This is a genomic window from Neobacillus sp. SAB-20_R2A (assembly GCF_049568635.1).
Classification (GTDB): Bacteria; Bacillota; Bacilli; order Bacillales; family Cytobacillaceae; genus Neobacillus; species Neobacillus citreus.
The window spans coordinates 1,611,976-1,629,630 of record NZ_CP145895.1 but is presented as its reverse complement, the minus strand read 5'-3'; the positions used below and the strand labels follow the sequence as shown (position 1 = coordinate 1,629,630).

The window sequence follows — 17,655 nt, the reverse complement described above, 5'->3', positions numbered from 1 at the left end:
TTTAGTCCTAAAGGTAAATCCTTGGAAGGGGAAGTTGGCTTGTCAAATCCAATTGAAAAGTTATTTTGGAGCATTGCCCTTCCGGGGTTTGGGCAATTATTAAATAAAAAATATCTTAAAGGTTTCTTGTTTGTTTTTTTAGAAATTCTGGTGAATACACAAGCAAATTTCAATACCATCATCATGCTAAGCTTTCATGGAGAGATTGAAAAGGCAATTGCTTTAACTGATTATCAGTGGCTTATGTTTTATCCTTGCTTATATTTCTTTGCGATGTGGGATGCGTTTAAGGATGGAGGCGGAGGCAGTGAAAGATATTCCTTCCTTCCGTTCGTATTTGCCGCTTATTTTGTCACGGTCGGCTGTATTTATTCCCCGAAATTAAAAATCTTTGGTGTCTTGTTTGGACCAGTCTGGCTGCCAATGTTGTTTGTCATACCCGGGGTTGTGGCAGGGTTTATTATAAAAGCAATAATAAAAAAATTCACTGAACAAAAAAAGCAAGCTTTAGATTAAAGTTTGCTTTTTTAAGCTAATAAGAATGTATAAACTTTCTGTCGAAAGCTTTATACTTTCTTAACGCATAAGTTCAACTACGCCTCTGTCTTCGCCCTTAGGGGCTTGCCAATCGGCGAGTTTTCTTTATATTTATTTTCACCATCATTTCCAAGACAAATAAAAATCCTAACATCTGTAGATGTTAGGATTAATGATGACCTGTGAGGGGTTCGAACCCCCGACCTCAACCCTGTCAAGGTTGCGCTCTCCCAGCTGAGCTAACAGATCAATATTTAAGCTACAAATATTATTATAGTAAAAAAAACAAAAAAGTCAATAACAATTTTTCATTAAATACCCCTTTAAAAAATAAGAACACACATTCCTCTTTTTATTGATTAAAGAACTAATGTTCGGTTATAATAATTTATAGAAAGGAGGAGATCTAAAATGGATGGCCTGTTTATTCGTTCCATCGAAGAAAATATTCCTTTGGAGATGATTTATCTTGCCGAAAACCAAGAAATTACCCAGCGAAGATTAATAATTAAAGAGGTAACTGACGAATACATTCTCGCCTACTGCCTGCTGCGGAAACAAATCCGTACCTTTAAACGGGACAATATTCTTTCCATCATGCCTGACCAGCATCATAAAAGCCGTTACCTGCATTAATCCTCAACCTAACCCCCTTATCCTTACACACATTTCTGCATTTCCACTTTCATTATGGTAAAATTCTTTTTGTAAAACAGTTGAACTCGGGGGGATTTTTCAAAATGGATTATCCAAGAGGTACCATTACAGAACAAACATTTTACAGCAATGAACTTGGAGAAGAAATGCAGCTGCTCATTTACCTTCCAGCCAATTTCTCACCGCTATATAAATACTCGCTGCTGATTGCTCAGGATGGCCGTGATTATTTTCAGCTTGGCCGAATTGGTCGAGTGGCAGACGAGTATCTTTCTATAAAAGAAATGGAAAATTTAATTATTGTTGGGGTACCCTATAAGAATGTAAAGGACCGCCGCAGAAAATATCATCCTGCAGGAGACCAAAACCGGCAATACATACGCTTCCTTGCTCATGAATTAGTCCCCTTTTTGGACAGTGAATACCCAACGTACCAAGTTGGGACAACCAGAGCACTTATAGGGGACTCGCTTGGTGCAGCGGTTTCCCTAATGACCGCATTGCAATACCCGCATACATTTGGGAAAGTGCTGCTTCAATCTCCCTATGTGGACGAGATTGTGTTAGAAGCTGCCACGCATTATACAGAGCCGTTATCACTGGAAATTTATCATGTCATAGGAAAACTCGAAACCGAAGTGAAAACAACAGATGGAAAAACCAGCGATTTTCTGACACCCAATCGGGAGCTTTCAAAAGTCCTTTCCAAAAAGCCTTTTAGTTATTTTTATGAAGAATTTAATGGAAATCACACTTGGACCTATTGGCAGCCAGACTTACGACGGGCACTTAAAATGATGTTCTCGTAAGCCATTTGAATTATTTATTATATTTAGAAAATTTGTTATAATAATAAATACCCATTTTTACTCGCTATTTTCCTTGTCATTCCTTGACTTATGATAAAACCTACTACTTAAAACGGAGGGACCGCCATGAAATTTGGAGTTGTTATTTTTCCATCGAAAAAGCTTCAAGACCTTGCAAATTCTTATCGCAAGCGCTATGATTCGCATTATGCTTTAATCACACCGCATTTGACATTAAAAAATGCCTTTGAAGCAACTGAGGAAGATGTGAAAGAATTTGCCGATAAACTGCGGAAAATTGCCGGCAACACACAGCCTTTCACCTTAAAAACTACTAAAGTGAGTTCTTTTCATCCGGTTAACAATGTTATTTACTTTAAAGTTGAGCCGACAGAAGAACTAACTTCCTTACATGCAGAAGTTAATAAAGAATTTAGCGAACAAAATCCGGAATACGCATTTGTTCCCCATATTACGATCGGCCAGAATCTATCTAATGATGAACACTCCGATGTTTACGGGTCGCTGCGTATGAAAAGAATTGACCACGAAGAAACGATTGACCGTTTCCATCTCCTCTACCAACTGGATAACGGCTCTTGGACAGTTTCTGAAACATTTCGGTTTGGAAAGGAATAGTTCTAAGTGACAGTAAAAGTTGTTGAAAACCCAAAAGAACTCGAGGACGCCTACACAGTTCGGAAATTAGTTTTTGTAGATGAACAAAACGTCCCCTTTGAAGAGGAAATTGATCAATTTGAAAATGATGCCACTCATTTTGTGTTGTATCATGAAGGCAGTCCAGTAGGGGCCGGACGATTCCGCAATGTTGAGGGCTATGGAAAGGTTGAACGAATTTGTGTCCTCAAAGAGGCTAGAAACATTGGTGCTGGTAAAGCCATTATGGAGACAATCGAATCCCATGCCCGGGAAAAAGATTTCCGTAAGCTAAAACTTAACGCCCAGACGCATGCCATCCCCTTTTACGAAAAATTGGGCTACGAGGTAGTCTCAGAGGAATTCATGGATGCCGGAATTCCACACAAAACAATGGTAAAGAATTTATAGAAATATGCACTTGCCAATATTAAAGTTGGCAGGTGCTTTTTATTGGTTTTCTTCAAAACTTCTTTCCCGCCATTCGAGGTTTTGATATGATAGAACATGTCTTATTTCAAAATAGAGGGTTATAAAAATGAAAACAGCAGTTTATCGAAATCAGAAGATTGTGATTGACGAGCTCAATCGTGAGGAATTCCAGTCTATTTACATCGCCGGCAAAAGAGGCGAATTATCTTGTCCTACTTGTAAAGAAAAGGTGCAGCTGTATCTGGGAATCCTAAGTGACCCCCATTTTTTCCACCATTCTTTACCGGAAAAGAGATGTCCGCTACCAGGAAGACTTGACACAGGGCTTCAGCCACAAACAGAAAATCACTATATTGAACGAAACGGGTTTAGAATTCCCCAGGGCAGAACCATTACAGAAGAAAATTCTGCTCCTGTAAAATTCAAAACAGCAAAACCTATCGAATATAAAGTTCCGTTTAAGCAAACACAGACAAATTCTCCAGGAAGCCTTCCCCCTTATTTGCAGCAGCTATCAGCAAATGGAGTTATTTTAGATGATAGTCAGACGAAAGCAGTAATAGATACGGAAGGCCCCTTATTAGTGCTTGCCGGGGCCGGAAGCGGCAAAACAAGAGTGCTGACTTGCCGGACCGCGTTCATGCTCGAGGATAGACAAATCGATCCTCGAACCATCATGTTGGTTACATTCACCACCAAAGCAGCAGCTGAAATGAAAAATCGTCTTCTTTCCTATCCAAATATGAAGCGTGAAAAAATCCAGCAGCTCATAACCGGCACCTTCCACAGTATCTTTTACCGGATTCTCATGTTCCATGATGCCGCCAGTTGGTCCTCTGACAAGCTGTTAAAAAAAGAGTGGCAGCGGGATAGAATTTTGAAAGAGGCCGGTAAAGAACTCGATTTGTCCGAAAAGGAATTTGCTTATGATCTAGCACTGCAGCAAATTGGACTATGGAAAAATACGATGCTCCTCCCTGCAGAGGTCAGACCGGTATCAGAATGGGAAGAAAAAACTGCCATTTTATATAAAAAATATGAGGATTACAAAAGCCGTGAAGGTTTGTTTGATTTTGATGACATGCTGATTGGCTGCTATCAGTTGTTGAAAACCACTCCTGCCATATTGGAGTATTATCAAGACCGATTTCAATATTTTTTAATCGATGAGTTCCAGGACATCAACAAAGTTCAATATGAATTGATTAAACTACTATCGAAAAAGCACAAAAATGTTTGTGCTGTTGGTGATGATGACCAGGCCATTTACTCCTTCAGAGGAAGCGACCCAAATTTTCTGCTTGAATTTGAAATGGACTTCCATTCATCAAAGACTGTAACGCTTGAACAAAATTACCGTTCATCTCATGAGATTGTTTCGGCCGCCAATCAAGTAATTTCAGCTAATAAATTGAGAAAAGCAAAAAAAATGCAGGCACAATTTTCTAGCGTTGAAATGCCACTTACTTTTTTCCCTTTTGACGAAGAGGAAGAAGCCACTATGATTGTCACTGATATTTCTGAGCGGATTGCAAACGGAGCAAATCCCGCTGATTTTGCGATTTTGTATCGGACCAATGCTGCTTCAAGGGCCGTGTTTGAACGGCTGGCGGGTTCGAATCTCCCTTTTAAAATCGACATGGACGCTGAAGCCTTTTATGACCGTTATATCATTAGATGCGCCCTAGCCTTTTTAAAGGTCAGCTTAAATGAAGAAGATTCAAACAGCATGACAGAAATTTTGCCATTATTATTTTTAAAACAATCGGCCCTGAAGGACATGAAAGCACTTAGTATCCTTCAGGACTGCAGTCTCCTTGAGGCACTGATGCATTTAAAAACATCCCATGCCTTTCAGGAAAAAAAATTAAAAAAGGCAGTTCCGCTGATTCGCGCCCTTAAAACCTTGACACCGGCAAAAGCGATTGAAAAGATTGAAAAGGAAATAGGCTTTCTGGATTTTCTTAAAAAACGCGGCAACGAGGCAAATCAAATCGAAAAAGGATCAGATGATTTGAAGGATTTAAAAGTGGCGGCAAAAAGCTTTGACACGATCGACGTTTTTTTAGAGCATGCTGAACATATGGCAGCGATGAATAAGGAAATAAAAAATTTAAGCAAACATTTTCGCGATGCTATCACCTTAAGCACCATTCACAGGGCTAAGGGACTTGAGTATAAATATGTATATTTGCTTGGCGCAGTCGACGGCAGCCTCCCGCACGACTACGCATTGGAAACAAGTCGAAACGGGGACTTTTCCGGACTTGAAGAAGAACGAAGGCTGTTTTATGTTGCTATGACCCGGGCTCAAGAAGGTCTATATTTATCTATTCCGGACAATCGAAGAGGAAAAAAAGCCAACCGTTCCAGATTTCTCGGACCACTTTTAAAAATAAGCAAAAAGGCCAAATTCCAATAAGGAAAGCGGCCTTTTTGCTTATTTCTTATTCATCATGTTTGAAATGGTATTGAAATCAAGACTTTTTCCATCTTTAATGATGGTATTGCAAATCTGATCTTCTAATTCCTTACTAATCGGCTTGTTTGCAAGCTGAGATACTTTGCGAATGACTCCACGGACTGTCTTTTCGTCTTTAAAGTTGGCATTCTGAAGAGAATTAGCCAAATCAAAAATATCTTTCATATTTACGCCAGTTTTTTTCTCTATATTTTTAAAGAAACCATTATCCATGATCAAAATTCACACTCCTTCATAAACTACTTTATTGTATGAAGGAATGAAAAAATGGTGAAAAAAGAAAAGGATAGCCAAAAAATGGCCATCCTTTCCTATAGTCCATTCACCTATTAATACCAGCTAGCACCTACAATGATTAATAGAATGAATAGTACGACGATTAGTACGAAGCTGCCGCCGTAGCCAAAACCACCACCGTAGCCGTAGCCGTAACCTCCACAACCCCACATAGATAGATTCACCTCTCTTTAGTAATCTCATTAATACAATATGAAATCACTAAAAAAAGTGTATAGGCACGAATAAGCTATTCATCCATTTAAGCAAAAAATCAGCATTTACCCTTTTGGCTTAAATACGAGTGCTCCAATAAATCCAAAAATAATCGCGGCTGATACTCCAGAACTGGTCACCTGAAACATCCCGGTTAACACGCCTATTAGCCCATGGTTGTTGGCATCATCAAGCGCCCCGTGAACCAATGCATTTCCAAAGCTGGTTATCGGAATGGTCGCACCTGCCCCGGCAAAATTAATAAGTGGCTCATACAACCCAAATCCCGCCAAAATCGCCCCGGCTACAACCAATAGGCTTAATGTATGGCCTGGTGTAAGCTTGGCAACATCAAATAATAGCTGGCCAATGACACAAATCAATCCGCCTATGACAAAGGCCCAAAAAAACATCGCTAACATAATCGTCACCCCTTTAATTGTTCATTTCTATGCCAACTGCATGGGCAATACATGGAATCGATTCATTTTGTTGAAAGGTGAGCGGGGATAACAATGCACCGGTAGCAACAAGCAAAATCCGTCTGTATGTACCCTTCCTCATTTCATTCAGTAAATGTCCATACAATACTGTTGCTGAACATCCTGCTCCGCTTGCTCCGGATTGAACGGGCTGGTCATCCTTATAAATGAGGATCCCGCAATCCTGAAATTGCTTTCTTTCAAGCTTAAGGCCGCTTTTGTTAATTAATTCAAAAGCAGCGTCATGGCCGACTCTCCCCAAGTCTCCAGTAATAATTAGGTCATAATAAGATGGATCAAGGTCAAGATCCCGAAAATGGGCCATAATCGTATCTGCTGCTGCAGGAGCCATTGCACCTCCCATATTGAACGGGTCTGTCAAACCCATATCAATTACCTTTCCAATTGTTGCAGATATTGTGACAGGGTTTTTCTTCCCCGGTTCGTTTGGCTGAATGATTCCAACACCAGCTCCTGTAACCGTCCATTGAGCCGTCGGAGGCTTTTGGCTGCCGTATTCTGTTGGATAGCGAAACTGTTTTTCAACCGCAGCATTGTGGCTAGATGCTCCCGTCACCACATTTTGTGCTCCCTGATAATTGACAATAAATGAGGCTAGCGCTAAGCCTTCCATGGAAGTGGAACAAGCCCCAAATAACCCGAAATAGGGGATCTGCATAGTCCTTGCAGTAAAACTGGTCGGCGTTATTTGATTAATTAAATCACCGGCAATTAAAAATTGAATTTTTTCTTTCTCAATATTTGCTTTATCCAGTGCAATTTTTATCGCTTCTTCAAGCAAGATTCGATGGGCTTTTTCATAGGACTCCTGGCCCATCCATAGGTCTTCATACAATAAATCGAAGTCATTTGCCAAATTTCCGTTAGCCTCAAAGGGGCCTCCTGTTACTCCAGTCGCCGATATCATCGGTTTATTTTGAAAGACCCACGATTGATGTCCTTTTAGCAATTACAAAACCCCCCAAATGCTTAAAACCGTTCTAATCAGCGCTACCACAAAGGCTGCAAATACACCAAACAGAAGAACTGAGCCTGCAAGCTTAAACATATTGCCGCCAACCCCTAACACAAACCCCTCTGTGCGATGTTCAATGGCTGCGGAGATAACGGCGTTGCCAAAGCCAGTGACTGGAACTGCGCTCCCCGCCCCGGCAAACTGTCCCAGCCGGTCATAAACACCGAAGCCGGTCAAGAGCATGGAGAGAAACACCATTGTGGCCACCGTTGGATTCCCGACACTTTGTTCCGTAAAATTAAAAAAGTAAATGTAAAAATAACTGATGGCCTGGCCGATTGCGCATATCAGTCCGCCAACAAAAAAAGCCCTGATACAATTTTTTAAAACTGGCCGTTTCTTTTCGTGCTTTTGTTGAAGCTGCTGGTATTTTTGCTGCTCGGGTGTCATATTTTTCTGTTTGCTTGCCATCATTGCATCCCCTTTCCTACTTGATATCCTCTGTCATTTTAACGATTTCATTAAAACGTTTTTCTGCATCCCGATGGTTAAACTTAGACGAGGACCTCATCTTTTCATCAAGCCGCACGACTTCCAGAAAGATTTTATAATCACTTGAGACGGTAAATTTCTCTTTTGGGTATTTTTTCTCAAGCATTTTGGTAACATTTTTTTCAATCTTTTTCATGTTAAACCGATGCAAATGCTTTACCTTGTAGGCAACTAGGATTGCATCTTTTCCTTTGACGACAGCGACATCATACAATTCTGGAAGAGAACTTACATCTTGTTTAATTTTCTCTACCTGGTCATTTCCTTTATGCCCATCAGTGACAACTGGTGGTGGATTTGTGGTTTTCACGAGCGCGAGCTGGCTGTCTTTTGCTTTTTGATCCTGATTGCAAGAAACCAGTAAGATCACGCTCATCAATATAATGAATCGATATGTATTACGCATAACGGTATTCATCCCTTTTTTATAAATATGACTGTCATTAGTTTTTTCGACATTGACTAAAAATATGACTAAGTTAATGCCGTTTAGAGAAAAAATAAAACTGCCAGGTAAACCCAGCAGTTTTTCACTTCTACTTATATGTCTTCTTCCCACAGCCACAGCCTTGTTTTTTTATAGCATTTGATGGCTGGTAAACCTTTGTTGTTTCAGTTTGTTTCTTTTTCTTTGTCACGTTTTTCCCTCCAATCAAATACAATTCATTAGTTACTAATCATCATATGAAAAAGCGTAAGTCTTGTCTCAGGCAAAAATCCTTATTTCCCAATAAAATATTGAATAATTGTTTCAATGATGGCCGCCATACCAGCAACAGCCAGGATAAGTATAATTGGCTCCGCCCAAACAGGGAAAAGGAAGGATATTCCTACCAAAATGGCAGAAGACCATATACCTGTACACCAATAACAACTTAGCAATTCACCCATAAATCGCCTTATTCCAAACTTTTTTGGAATATAATAAATTTCCACTTCACCTTCTGCATTTACTTCCTCTACCTCATCAAAAAAGGGATTGCGTAAAAATTCGGTAATTTTATCAAAAACAATTAACCTCGTAAACCGAAAGCTGGCCAATGCTAAAAGGAGCAGTTGCATAAAACTTATCTTCATGTTAAAAAACCCTTTCATTTTTGGACTAATGACTGTGTATGAAAATAGCCTAATTTTGGTAAATAAGGCAATTGTCCGTAACCCATAAGGCTCTCGTTAAATATGTTAGTAATGTAAGATATATTACGGATTAAGGAGGAAAAAATAAATGGGTTGTGGGAGCTTTAGAAATAATCACGACAACGGCAATTGCGTATGTCAAGTAGTTCGCGCGATTAAAGATATCCAAGATAATGCTGTTGAAGCAGCGGAATGCCAATCCTGTACCAGCTGCTTTAATGAGCCGCTTGGTTCATTAGTCTCACCGGTTAAAGAAATGGTTGATACGCGCGTATTCGTTTTAAAAACAGCTGATGGTACACCATTCCACGCATTCTTCAATGACGATTACAATGCATGCGTCTCCATCTATTTCCGCGTAGAGGATGTGTTCGATAACTGCTGTGCAACACTTCGCGTATTAGTTCCTGGCAAAAAAGACGGCGGAAACTTTGTTCCAGTCAATTTCGTAAAGGGCGATGACAAATGCTGCATTAACCTTTCTAAACATTGCCAAGTTACTTGCTTCAAGGCGAGCAACGATTGTGTAACGGTTGACTTAAGCTGCTTCTGTGCCATTCAATGTATTGCAGACGTAAACCTTGGAATTTGCAACAGTTAAATAAATTAGCCAGTCGGTGAATCGGCTGGCCTTTTTTTTATTTATTCATTATCGCTTTATTCCGATCATGATGACATTTGTGATATCATCAACTGGGAATGTTCTTTGAGTTTTATTATGGTATTCAATGGTTATTTGATTGTCCTCATAACTAATCAGGTAGCCCAAATGTTTCTCATCATCGATATTAAAGACACATGGAACAGGCGGAAGCACTTTTGGAAAGTTAATTAAATATTCCAGTCTTTCCTTTACCGTCATTTCCTTAAATGGTTTTACTCGATTAAAGGAAGATCGGTTATTCTCCACAGGTATTGAAGATGCTGCTTCTTTTATTTCCGTTCCCATCCCATTTGAATCTTTCTCCATCTTCGCATGAGGGACATTCTTTTTACTTTCATCTGTCCTTATATTCTCTTCCATTGCCGGCTCAGCTTCAAGCTTACTTCTGAAGATTTCCTGCATATGATAGTTTGCGGGATTCCTTGAAAATGGCTGTTTAATAAAGAAAAGTGGTCCCTGATCTTTTGTATTTGACATATAAGCACCTCCCTTACGGCATCCTACACTTTTATATATATGTGAATGGACTATAGGCGTTAACTGTTTTTTTCCATATAAAAAAGCCCGCAGTTCATTTTGCGGGCTTTCTATATTACATAATATGATATCCTGAGTCTACGTGAATATTTTCCCCTGTAATTCCACGGGAAAGATGGCTGAATAGGAAAACGGCAGTATCGCCTACTTCCTCCGGCGTTGTTGTTCTCCGTAATGGTGCTTTTTCTTCAATTTCCTTTAAAATCAAGTTAAATTCACCGATTCCTTTTGCGGATAGTGTTCGGATTGGACCAGCAGAAATGGAATTTACGCGAATATTATCTTTACCTAGGTCCGCAGCTAAATAGCGAACGCTTGCATCAAGGGAAGCTTTTGCAACACCCATAACATTGTAATTTTTGATGGCTCTTTCTCCCCCAAGGTATGTGAGAGTAACGATGCTGCCGCCTTCTGTCATGAGGCCGCGTGCTTCCTTCGCTACTGCCGTTAAGGAATAGGAGCTGATATTATGTGCCAGCAGGAAGCCGTCCCTAGTTGTATTCAAATATTCGCCAGATAATTCTTCCTTATTTGCGAAGGCAATACAATGGGCCACTCCATGAATAGTTCCAACCGCATCTTTTATTTCAGCAAAACACGCAGCAATTGCTTCGTCACTAGTCACATCACATGGCAGCACTAAAGTTCCCTCTGCATTTAAGGACTCCGCTAATTCCCGTACACTGCTCTCCAGTCTTTCCCCGGCAAACGTAAATACTAACCGTGCCCCAGCGTCATGAAGTGAGCGGGCAATCCCCCAAGCGATACTCCGCTTATTAGCAACTCCCATTACGACAAATGTTTTTCCAGTTAAAGATAAATTCATTTTAAAAAAATCCTCCTACATGATAACTGATATTAGTACTTGGTACTAATTCTACACTAATTCTGAATAAATGAAAAGTACTTGCCTTTTCTAATAATAGCTTTTGCCTGTTTCTGAAAATTCAAGCTCTCTTTTCAGTTCATCCACATATTCCTTTGAACCTGTGACAATCAGTCGGTCATGCATTTGCAGCTCCGTGTCACCATGAGGGACGATGGAATCCTTTCCTCTGAAAATCCTGACAAAAATAACATCCCCTGTAAACGGAAATCTTCTTAATGACATACCATCAAATAATTCATTATTCATGACAATTTCATATAACCCAGTTTCCTGATTCGTCAATAGATTTATGACCGCAGGAGACTCAATCATCGCCCGAAGCAGCGCTTTTGTAGACATAAAGGAGGAGAATACCTCTACCCCATGCTCACGAAGCCTCTGCTCCAATTCAGGACTTTCAATTCTGGCAATGACCCTTGGAACTCCTTTTTCTTTCGCAGCTATAGCAAGGTCTGCATTCACATCCTGGTTTCCTGTTAAGATTACTACTATTTCAGACTCGAACACTTTTGTATTTTCAATGGCCTCCTGCGAATAATCCTGGATTTCCTTTATTTCAAATACCGAGTCAGCAAATGTTTTTTCGGCCTTTTCAATTTTTTGATGATACAAAACCGGATTATAGAGTCCGGACTTTAATTCCAGGGAAACAGGCAAAGTAATCTGGTTAGCACCTAAAAAGGCAATGGACACCTTCCTGCCCTCCGCTGCTTCTCGAGGGAACAGCTTTTTAAAAACAATTGGCGTAAAAATTGAGGTAATTACAGCGACAAGAATTAGTGTTCCTTTCATTTGCTCTGATATAACCCCAATCCGTTCTCCGATTGTCGCTGCAGCAATAACAAGTGACAATGTGGAGGTAAGCAGAAATCCCGAGGCAATTACGGTTTTCATATCGTACCAAATTTTCAAAAGGTACACAGGAATTAGCTTCGAAAATAATAGCCCAATCAGTAAAAGTGGTATTAATAACAAAAGCTTCTTTTCACTTAATAACGACCAAATGTCCAGTTCTACACCTACCATTACAAAGAAGATAGGAATTAAAAAACCGTAGCCAAAGGAATCAAGCTTATGAACAAGCTCTTGGTTTGGTGCCAACAAAGAAACAAGGACACCTGCCAAAAATGCTCCCAGAATATTTTCAGCACCGACTGTTTCGGATAATCCTACCAGCACAATAATCAGCATAAATACAGCCCTCGTGCCGATTTGGACTGTCCCTGTTGAGAGTGTTTCAATAAAGCTGCGATTTTTAAATCTTTTACCAATGAAATAAAGGATAATTCCTGCTCCAAACAAAATCAGCAGAAGCCATGTATCCCCCTCTCCCCCTTCATTCAGGGAAACAAAGAGGGCCAGCAGAATCATGGTAGCCAAATCAGCAATAACTGCTACCAGTAAGATAATCTGCCCAATCACCGTTTTCATTAAGTGAGCTTCTTTTAAGGTGGGCACGACTACTCCCAATGAAATCGTCGAAATAATCAATGTCATCAGGAAAGCATTATCGATAAATCCTGCCAGAACAAAGAGATACGATAAACCGAGTGAAAGAATGAAGACACCGGCAAAGATAATGGATGAGACCAGAAAGGAGTTTGGTTCTTTTTTCCCGTTTGGAAGGGTCTCACGTTTTTTCCCACCTGAAAATGCTGTAAAGTCAATCTCAAGTCCGCTTAGGAACATAAGAAAAATAAAGCCAAGTGTAGACAAGGTAGACAGCCACATATCTTCATGAACGATATTGAATCCACTCTTCCCTATAATGAGGCCCATGATAATTTCCGCAACAACAACTGGAATGAAATTTAATTTAAATCGATGCAAAAGAATTGGAGTTAAAAATGCTGTTGTCACAACAATCAATAATGAAATAATGGAGACGTGTTGTTCCATAATACTCCTCCCTTATGTATAGTTATAAATGCTCACAATCCGACAAAAAATAAGAATTGGAAAGGGGCAACTATCATGAAAATAGATATTATCGGAGATATCCATGGATGTTTCACAGAATTCTCGGAGTTAACTGCAAAATTAGGTTACGATTGGAAAAGTGGGATTCCCCTCCATCCGGAAAACAGAATACTCGGGTTTGTCGGTGATTTAACCGACAGAGGTCCAAATTCTCTCAAAGTGATTGAAATCGTTTGGAAGCTGGTCATCGAGCAGGAAAAAGCTTTCTATACACCTGGAAACCATTGCAATAAGTTGTATCGCTTTTTCCTTGGCAACAAAGTCCAAATTTCCCACGGACTTGAAACAACCGTGGCGGAGTATGAAACATTATATAAAAAAGACCAAGATTCCATTCGAAAAAAATTTATGGACCTATATGAAAATGCTCCATTGTACTTAGTATTAGACCAGAAAAAGTTAATAATCGCCCATGCAGGAATTAAACAAGAATTGATTGGAAAGAAAAATAATCAAGTAAAGACATTTGTTCTCTACGGAGATATTACTGGTGAAAAGCACCCGGACGGATCCCCTGTCAGAAGAGACTGGGCTAAACAGTATCACGGGGAAGCTTATATTGTTTATGGACATACGCCTGTGAAAGAGCCAAGAATTATTAATAAAACGTATAATATTGACACAGGGGCTGTTTTTGGCGGCAAACTTACTGCCTTAAGATATCCAGAAATGGAACTGGTCTCTATTCCCTCTACAATGCCATATATCAAAGAAAAATTTAAACAATTTGAATAAAATAAAAATAAAAGAAGGCTGGCCTTGTTAGTCATGACCAGCCTCTATTAATTTCTTCATATCATCCGGCAAAGGTGCCGTAAAGGTCATTTCCTCCCGGGTAAGGGGATGAATAAAGTGGACTTCTTTACAATGTAACGCCTGCCTATCTATTAACGAGGTGTCTCCCCCATACAAGTCATCACCGAGAAGAGGATGACCCAAGTAAGACATATGGACCCTGATTTGATGGGTCCGTCCGGTTTCCAGGTTCAGCTCAACCTGGGTAAATTCCCTATGCCTTGATATGACTCGGTAATGGGTACAGGCATATTGTCCATCCTCACGGACCTCCCTTTCGATTATGCTTTCCGCTTTACGTCCGATTGGGGCGTTTACCGTGCCTCTGTCCGCCGACAACAAACCGCCTGCAAATGCTTCATAGGTTCGTTTCACTTGAGATTTCCGCTGCATTAAACTAAACAAATGATGAATATGACGATGTTTAGCCACTAAAACAATCCCTGAAGTATCCCGATCCAGCCGAGTTACAATGTGGGCTGTAGCAGTTAGTCCTGTTTTCTGATAATATCCTACAAGGGCATTTGCCAGGCTCCCGGCAGGATGCTCCCGTGACGGAATTGTACTCATACCGGCAGGTTTAACGACAACCAGCAAAAATTCATCCTCAAACAGAATCGTCATTGGAAGCTCCTCTCCCGGAAAACTAGGGCTCTCGGAAGGGAATATCAATGTCAGTACATCCCCTTCAACGAGCTTATACCTTACATTTACATCTTCACTGTTGACAAGGATTCTCCCGCCCTTGAATTTAATATCCGTCAAAGCAGTCCGAGAGATTTCTTCCCTCTTTAAAAACTCTTTAATGAGCAATCCGGCACTATTATCATGAATACTCCACTGAAGTTGAAATTTTTTTGTCATTCCATGTTTTCCTTCATTTAGTCTGAAATAAATGAATCATGTACTCTTTTCCAGAAAGGAAACGGGCGGAACCTAGCAAAGCGGATTTTTTCCTCTGGAACCCGGAATTGGATTGACTTTACATCCTTATGAAGCAGGGTTAAATGATCAATTGTAATCTGGAAATCCGTCCGATTTACTGGCTTTAACATACATGTGTGGTGTGCTGGCAGAATAAGCGGAGAACCCACTGTTCTGAAAACCCTGTTGTTAATGGATGCCATTTCCGCCACTTGAAGGGCTTGGATGGACGGGTGAATAATGGCTCCGCCTAGTGCTTTATTATAGGCTGTACTTCCGGAAGGGGTAGAGATACAAAGACCATCACCACGAAATCTTTCAAAATGCTGGCCGCGTATTTCTACATCCATGACCAGCGTTCCCTCCACACCCTTTACGGTAGATTCATTCAATGCTAGGTACCTGGATTCCTTACCCGCATGGGAATAACGAATAATGACCTCCAAAAGTGGATATTCAACAACCTGAAACGGTGTCTTTGCAATGGCAATGACCAGCTTTTCGATTTCCTCAGGGGTCCAATCTGCATAAAAACCGAGGTGCCCAGTATGGATCCCAACAAATGCTGTTTTATCCAAACGGCTGCTGTAACGGTGGAAAGCATACAGGAGCGTCCCGTCTCCTCCTACAGAGATGACGATATCCGGCTGGTCTTCATCGTACTTTAACTCAAAATCCAGCAAATAGGTCCTCATTTTATGCATAAGAATATTTGATTTTTGATCCCCTTTAGATGTTATCGCAAATTTCATCTTTTTTACCCCTTGTATTGGAATAATCTATATAAACAGCGGCTCATTTCTTTTCTTCTTGGGCTGTTTCCTTCTTTCTCGTAAAAAAAGCCTGTGCTTCTTTAATTTCACCCCGGATAAGTGACATTTCCTCATCTAAACGGAAAGCCGCCTCTGCCGCACGCTGGAGTCGCATTTTTATATCAGTGGGAAAGGCACCTTTATACTTATAGTTTAAGGAATGTTCAATTGTTGCCCAAAAATTCATGGCCAATGTCCGAATTTGTATTTCGGCTAGAATTTTCTTTTCACCGTGGATAGTTTGCACCGGGTATTGAATGACAACGTGATAGGAACGGTATCCACTGATTTTTTCATGAGAAATATAATCCCTTTCCTCCACTATTTCAAAATCATTGCGGTTTCGGAGCAGCGAAACGACCCGATAAATATCCTCCACAAACTGGCACATAATCCGAAGGCCGGCAATATCCTGCATTTCTTCTTCAAGTTTATCTAACGGTATTCCTTTTTGGTTTGCTTTATCTAAAATACTGGCAATTGGCTTTACCCTACCGGTAACAAATTCAATCGGTGAATGTGTCGAATCGAGTTCAAATTGACCTCTCATTCCCTTTAATTTTATCTTGAGCTCATTAATTGCCTGCTTATAAGGGGTTAAAAATTGGTCCCAATGCTTCATGACTCCACCTCGACAAGAACAAATTATGGATGAAAAACTGTTTCTGCTTTTTCAACCATTTCTTTACCGTAATTGCTATTTCCTTTTATGTTGTTAATAATAAAATCAAACTCTTCATTAAAACGCTGAAGTTCTATTTTTTCATTTCCGTCGGAAATCCAAACCGGAAGTTCTGCAGCCATTTTCATGTCGGGCCAGATTGGTTCTGGGAGCACGATGTATGTATAGTCATCTGAATCTTCCATTAGATAAATAAAGGAATAATGTTCAGAATCCACAAGGATTTGTTCGGCCGGAACTAAACCAGTTATTGCTTCGGATACTTCTAAAACAAGTGCATTTTCCATTACATTTGCCGCTTGGACTATTAGTTTTTTCCTCATATTTTACCTCCATCTTCCATACCCACTATTTTAACATAATTCCTCATTTCTCCCAAGGATTGCAGTTTCCACTGAAGATGAGATAATGTAAATAATTTTTATCGGAAAGGAAGACAAACGATGCCGCAAAATATTGAAATAGAATTTAAAAACATACTGACAAAAGAAGAATATTTAAGATTATTAAACGATTTTCAAATTGATGAAATAAGCATTTTTTCTCAGGAGAACCATTACTTCGATACGGAGGATTTTGCCTTAAAGGATAGGCATTCAGCTTTAAGAATTCGTTTAAAAAAGAATAGCTGGGAAATGACGTTAAAGCAGCCTGCAGAAATCGGACTTCTTGAAACAAATCAAATACTTAGCGAAATGGAAGCTCTAGAAGCAATTCAATTTGGGAGACTTCCTTCGGGCCAAATAAAGGTAATCATAGAGGAAATGGGTATCCCCTTTGGTAAATTGGTTTATTTCGGATCTTTGGCAACAAGACGCGCTGAAGCAGCGTTTAAGAAAGGCGTGCTCGTTTTCGACCATAGTATTTACCTAAATCAAGAGGATTTTGAACTAGAATATGAGGCTGAAAATTTTCAGGAGGGACAGGAAGTCTTTTTGCAGCTGTTAAAAAATTATCAAATTCCTGTTAGAAAAACCGAAAACAAAATTCGCCGCTTTTACAGGCAGAAATACAACTTATAAATTAGTTTCGTAAGAAAATCCATATTGGACACATTAATAATATCCTTTTTTCTGGAGCAATTCATTTGAGATAAAAATTAGGCATTGTTAAAATGAATGTAAACTTGATAATGACGAGAGGAGGAGTTGTCAACATG

Annotated in this window: 23 protein-coding genes and 1 tRNA gene; 9 read left to right on the top strand and 15 right to left on the bottom strand. The window is 39.9% G+C overall.

Going from position 1 to position 17,655, the window contains the following annotated elements:
- Positions 1-39 precede the first annotated feature (39 nt).
- On the top strand, positions 40-516 hold the full coding sequence (locus V5M37_RS08115) for a hypothetical protein (RefSeq protein ID WP_423801524.1): 477 nt from the start codon (positions 40-42) through the stop codon (positions 514-516).
- A gap of 197 nt (positions 517-713) precedes the next feature.
- Here the strand turns inward: V5M37_RS08115 and V5M37_RS08110 are convergent.
- Positions 714-786: transfer RNA gene (locus V5M37_RS08110), tRNA-Val, on the bottom strand.
- 162 nt (positions 787-948) lie between these two features.
- On the opposite strand from V5M37_RS08110, the gene V5M37_RS08105 reads away from it, so the two are divergent.
- From V5M37_RS08105 to V5M37_RS08085, 5 genes are all read left to right on the top strand, one after another.
- Positions 949-1,173: a hypothetical protein gene (locus tag V5M37_RS08105; protein ID WP_423801523.1), complete on the top strand. Its 225-nt coding sequence runs from the start codon at positions 949-951 to the stop codon at positions 1,171-1,173.
- 104 nt (positions 1,174-1,277) lie between these two features.
- Complete coding sequence (locus tag V5M37_RS08100) at positions 1,278-2,003, top strand: alpha/beta hydrolase (RefSeq protein ID WP_423801522.1); 726 nt, start codon at positions 1,278-1,280, stop codon at positions 2,001-2,003.
- A 126-nt stretch (positions 2,004-2,129) separates the two neighbouring features.
- Positions 2,130-2,642, top strand: a complete 513-nt coding sequence (locus V5M37_RS08095; RefSeq protein WP_423801521.1) for a YjcG family protein — start codon at positions 2,130-2,132, stop codon at positions 2,640-2,642.
- Between the two features lie 6 nt (positions 2,643-2,648).
- Complete coding sequence (locus V5M37_RS08090) at positions 2,649-3,071, top strand: GNAT family N-acetyltransferase (RefSeq protein WP_423801520.1); 423 nt, start codon at positions 2,649-2,651, stop codon at positions 3,069-3,071.
- Positions 3,072-3,198: 127 nt separating this feature from the next.
- On the top strand, positions 3,199-5,514 hold the full coding sequence (locus tag V5M37_RS08085) for a UvrD-helicase domain-containing protein (RefSeq protein ID WP_423801519.1): 2,316 nt from the start codon (positions 3,199-3,201) through the stop codon (positions 5,512-5,514).
- An 18-nt stretch (positions 5,515-5,532) separates the two neighbouring features.
- Here the strand turns inward: V5M37_RS08085 and V5M37_RS08080 are convergent, their stop codons facing one another.
- The 7 genes from V5M37_RS08080 to V5M37_RS08050 form a co-directional block, all read right to left on the bottom strand.
- Positions 5,533-5,787 (bottom strand): stage VI sporulation protein F, encoded by a 255-nt coding sequence (locus V5M37_RS08080; RefSeq protein WP_213140981.1) that lies wholly within the window; start codon positions 5,785-5,787, stop codon positions 5,533-5,535.
- Positions 5,788-5,903: 116 nt separating this feature from the next.
- Positions 5,904-6,023, bottom strand: coding sequence for a YjcZ family sporulation protein (locus tag V5M37_RS08075; protein WP_213140982.1), 120 nt, complete (start codon positions 6,021-6,023; stop codon positions 5,904-5,906).
- A gap of 108 nt (positions 6,024-6,131) precedes the next feature.
- Positions 6,132-6,488 (bottom strand): stage V sporulation protein AE, encoded by a 357-nt coding sequence (spoVAE, locus tag V5M37_RS08070; protein ID WP_213116586.1) that lies wholly within the window; start codon positions 6,486-6,488, stop codon positions 6,132-6,134.
- Positions 6,489-6,501: 13 nt separating this feature from the next.
- On the bottom strand, positions 6,502-7,518 hold the full coding sequence (gene spoVAD / locus V5M37_RS08065) for a stage V sporulation protein AD (protein ID WP_213140983.1): 1,017 nt from the start codon (positions 7,516-7,518) through the stop codon (positions 6,502-6,504).
- Entirely contained in the window at positions 7,519-7,998 is a 480-nt protein-coding gene (gene spoVAC, locus V5M37_RS08060) for a stage V sporulation protein AC (protein WP_213140984.1), read from the bottom strand.
- Between the two features lie 13 nt (positions 7,999-8,011).
- Positions 8,012-8,482 carry a YhcN/YlaJ family sporulation lipoprotein gene (locus tag V5M37_RS08055; RefSeq protein WP_423801518.1) on the bottom strand — a complete coding sequence of 157 codons (471 nt, stop codon included), beginning with the start codon at positions 8,480-8,482 and terminating at the stop codon, positions 8,012-8,014.
- A gap of 314 nt (positions 8,483-8,796) precedes the next feature.
- Positions 8,797-9,153, bottom strand: a complete 357-nt coding sequence (locus V5M37_RS08050; RefSeq protein WP_423801517.1) for a DUF1360 domain-containing protein — start codon at positions 9,151-9,153, stop codon at positions 8,797-8,799.
- A gap of 148 nt (positions 9,154-9,301) precedes the next feature.
- Between V5M37_RS08050 and V5M37_RS08045 the strand changes: the two genes are divergently transcribed.
- On the top strand, positions 9,302-9,814 hold the full coding sequence (locus tag V5M37_RS08045) for a CotY/CotZ family spore coat protein (protein ID WP_423801516.1): 513 nt from the start codon (positions 9,302-9,304) through the stop codon (positions 9,812-9,814).
- 48 nt (positions 9,815-9,862) lie between these two features.
- Here the strand turns inward: V5M37_RS08045 and V5M37_RS08040 are convergent, their stop codons facing one another.
- The 3 genes from V5M37_RS08040 to V5M37_RS08030 form a co-directional block, all read right to left on the bottom strand.
- Complete coding sequence (locus V5M37_RS08040) at positions 9,863-10,354, bottom strand: CotO family spore coat protein (protein ID WP_423801515.1); 492 nt, start codon at positions 10,352-10,354, stop codon at positions 9,863-9,865.
- A 115-nt stretch (positions 10,355-10,469) separates the two neighbouring features.
- Positions 10,470-11,240: an enoyl-ACP reductase FabI gene (gene fabI / locus V5M37_RS08035; RefSeq protein ID WP_423801514.1), complete on the bottom strand. Its 771-nt coding sequence runs from the start codon at positions 11,238-11,240 to the stop codon at positions 10,470-10,472.
- A gap of 90 nt (positions 11,241-11,330) precedes the next feature.
- Positions 11,331-13,202, bottom strand: a complete 1,872-nt coding sequence (locus V5M37_RS08030; protein WP_423801513.1) for a monovalent cation:proton antiporter family protein — start codon at positions 13,200-13,202, stop codon at positions 11,331-11,333.
- A 75-nt stretch (positions 13,203-13,277) separates the two neighbouring features.
- On the opposite strand from V5M37_RS08030, the gene prpE reads away from it, so the two are divergent.
- Complete coding sequence (gene prpE / locus V5M37_RS08025; protein WP_213140989.1) at positions 13,278-14,018, top strand: bis(5'-nucleosyl)-tetraphosphatase PrpE; 741 nt, start codon at positions 13,278-13,280, stop codon at positions 14,016-14,018.
- A 27-nt stretch (positions 14,019-14,045) separates the two neighbouring features.
- Here the strand turns inward: prpE and V5M37_RS08020 are convergent, their stop codons facing one another.
- Genes V5M37_RS08020 through V5M37_RS08005 form a run of 4 tightly spaced genes read right to left on the bottom strand, consistent with a single transcriptional unit; the run spans position 14,046 to position 16,819 of the window.
- Positions 14,046-14,942, bottom strand: coding sequence for an RluA family pseudouridine synthase (locus V5M37_RS08020; RefSeq protein WP_423801512.1), 897 nt, complete (start codon positions 14,940-14,942; stop codon positions 14,046-14,048).
- Between the two features lie 17 nt (positions 14,943-14,959).
- Positions 14,960-15,754: an NAD kinase gene (locus tag V5M37_RS08015; protein WP_213116596.1), complete on the bottom strand. Its 795-nt coding sequence runs from the start codon at positions 15,752-15,754 to the stop codon at positions 14,960-14,962.
- Positions 15,755-15,797: 43 nt separating this feature from the next.
- A complete protein-coding gene (locus V5M37_RS08010) occupies positions 15,798-16,436 on the bottom strand; it encodes a GTP pyrophosphokinase (protein WP_213140991.1) in 639 nt (212 codons plus the stop codon).
- Positions 16,437-16,459: 23 nt separating this feature from the next.
- Positions 16,460-16,819, bottom strand: a complete 360-nt coding sequence (locus V5M37_RS08005; RefSeq protein WP_423801511.1) for a hypothetical protein — start codon at positions 16,817-16,819, stop codon at positions 16,460-16,462.
- Positions 16,820-16,939: 120 nt separating this feature from the next.
- On the opposite strand from V5M37_RS08005, the gene V5M37_RS08000 reads away from it, so the two are divergent.
- Positions 16,940-17,518 (top strand): CYTH domain-containing protein, encoded by a 579-nt coding sequence (locus V5M37_RS08000; RefSeq protein ID WP_423801510.1) that lies wholly within the window; start codon positions 16,940-16,942, stop codon positions 17,516-17,518.
- Positions 17,519-17,655 lie beyond the last annotated feature (137 nt).

Coding starts and splice junctions, on each gene's coding strand:
- spoVAE (WP_213116586.1), bottom strand. CDS start 6,488: ATGTTAGCGATGTTTTTTTGGGCCTTTGTCATAGGCGGATTGATTTGT.
- V5M37_RS08080 (WP_213140981.1), bottom strand. CDS start 5,787: ATGGATAATGGTTTCTTTAAAAATATAGAGAAAAAAACTGGCGTAAAT.
- V5M37_RS08010 (WP_213140991.1), bottom strand. CDS start 16,436: ATGAAGCATTGGGACCAATTTTTAACCCCTTATAAGCAGGCAATTAAT.
- V5M37_RS08005 (WP_423801511.1), bottom strand. CDS start 16,819: ATGAGGAAAAAACTAATAGTCCAAGCGGCAAATGTAATGGAAAATGCA.
- fabI (WP_423801514.1), bottom strand. CDS start 11,240: ATGAATTTATCTTTAACTGGAAAAACATTTGTCGTAATGGGAGTTGCT.
- V5M37_RS08075 (WP_213140982.1), bottom strand. CDS start 6,023: ATGTGGGGTTGTGGAGGTTACGGCTACGGCTACGGTGGTGGTTTTGGC.
- V5M37_RS08055 (WP_423801518.1), bottom strand. CDS start 8,482: ATGCGTAATACATATCGATTCATTATATTGATGAGCGTGATCTTACTG.
- V5M37_RS08085 (WP_423801519.1), top strand. CDS start 3,199: ATGAAAACAGCAGTTTATCGAAATCAGAAGATTGTGATTGACGAGCTC.
- V5M37_RS08040 (WP_423801515.1), bottom strand. CDS start 10,354: ATGTCAAATACAAAAGATCAGGGACCACTTTTCTTTATTAAACAGCCA.
- V5M37_RS08000 (WP_423801510.1), top strand. CDS start 16,940: ATGCCGCAAAATATTGAAATAGAATTTAAAAACATACTGACAAAAGAA.
- V5M37_RS08095 (WP_423801521.1), top strand. CDS start 2,130: ATGAAATTTGGAGTTGTTATTTTTCCATCGAAAAAGCTTCAAGACCTT.
- spoVAC (WP_213140984.1), bottom strand. CDS start 7,998: ATGATGGCAAGCAAACAGAAAAATATGACACCCGAGCAGCAAAAATAC.
- V5M37_RS08050 (WP_423801517.1), bottom strand. CDS start 9,153: ATGAAGATAAGTTTTATGCAACTGCTCCTTTTAGCATTGGCCAGCTTT.
- V5M37_RS08105 (WP_423801523.1), top strand. CDS start 949: ATGGATGGCCTGTTTATTCGTTCCATCGAAGAAAATATTCCTTTGGAG.
- V5M37_RS08030 (WP_423801513.1), bottom strand. CDS start 13,202: ATGGAACAACACGTCTCCATTATTTCATTATTGATTGTTGTGACAACA.
- V5M37_RS08100 (WP_423801522.1), top strand. CDS start 1,278: ATGGATTATCCAAGAGGTACCATTACAGAACAAACATTTTACAGCAAT.
- V5M37_RS08020 (WP_423801512.1), bottom strand. CDS start 14,942: ATGACAAAAAAATTTCAACTTCAGTGGAGTATTCATGATAATAGTGCC.
- V5M37_RS08045 (WP_423801516.1), top strand. CDS start 9,302: ATGGGTTGTGGGAGCTTTAGAAATAATCACGACAACGGCAATTGCGTA.
- prpE (WP_213140989.1), top strand. CDS start 13,278: ATGAAAATAGATATTATCGGAGATATCCATGGATGTTTCACAGAATTC.
- V5M37_RS08015 (WP_213116596.1), bottom strand. CDS start 15,754: ATGAAATTTGCGATAACATCTAAAGGGGATCAAAAATCAAATATTCTT.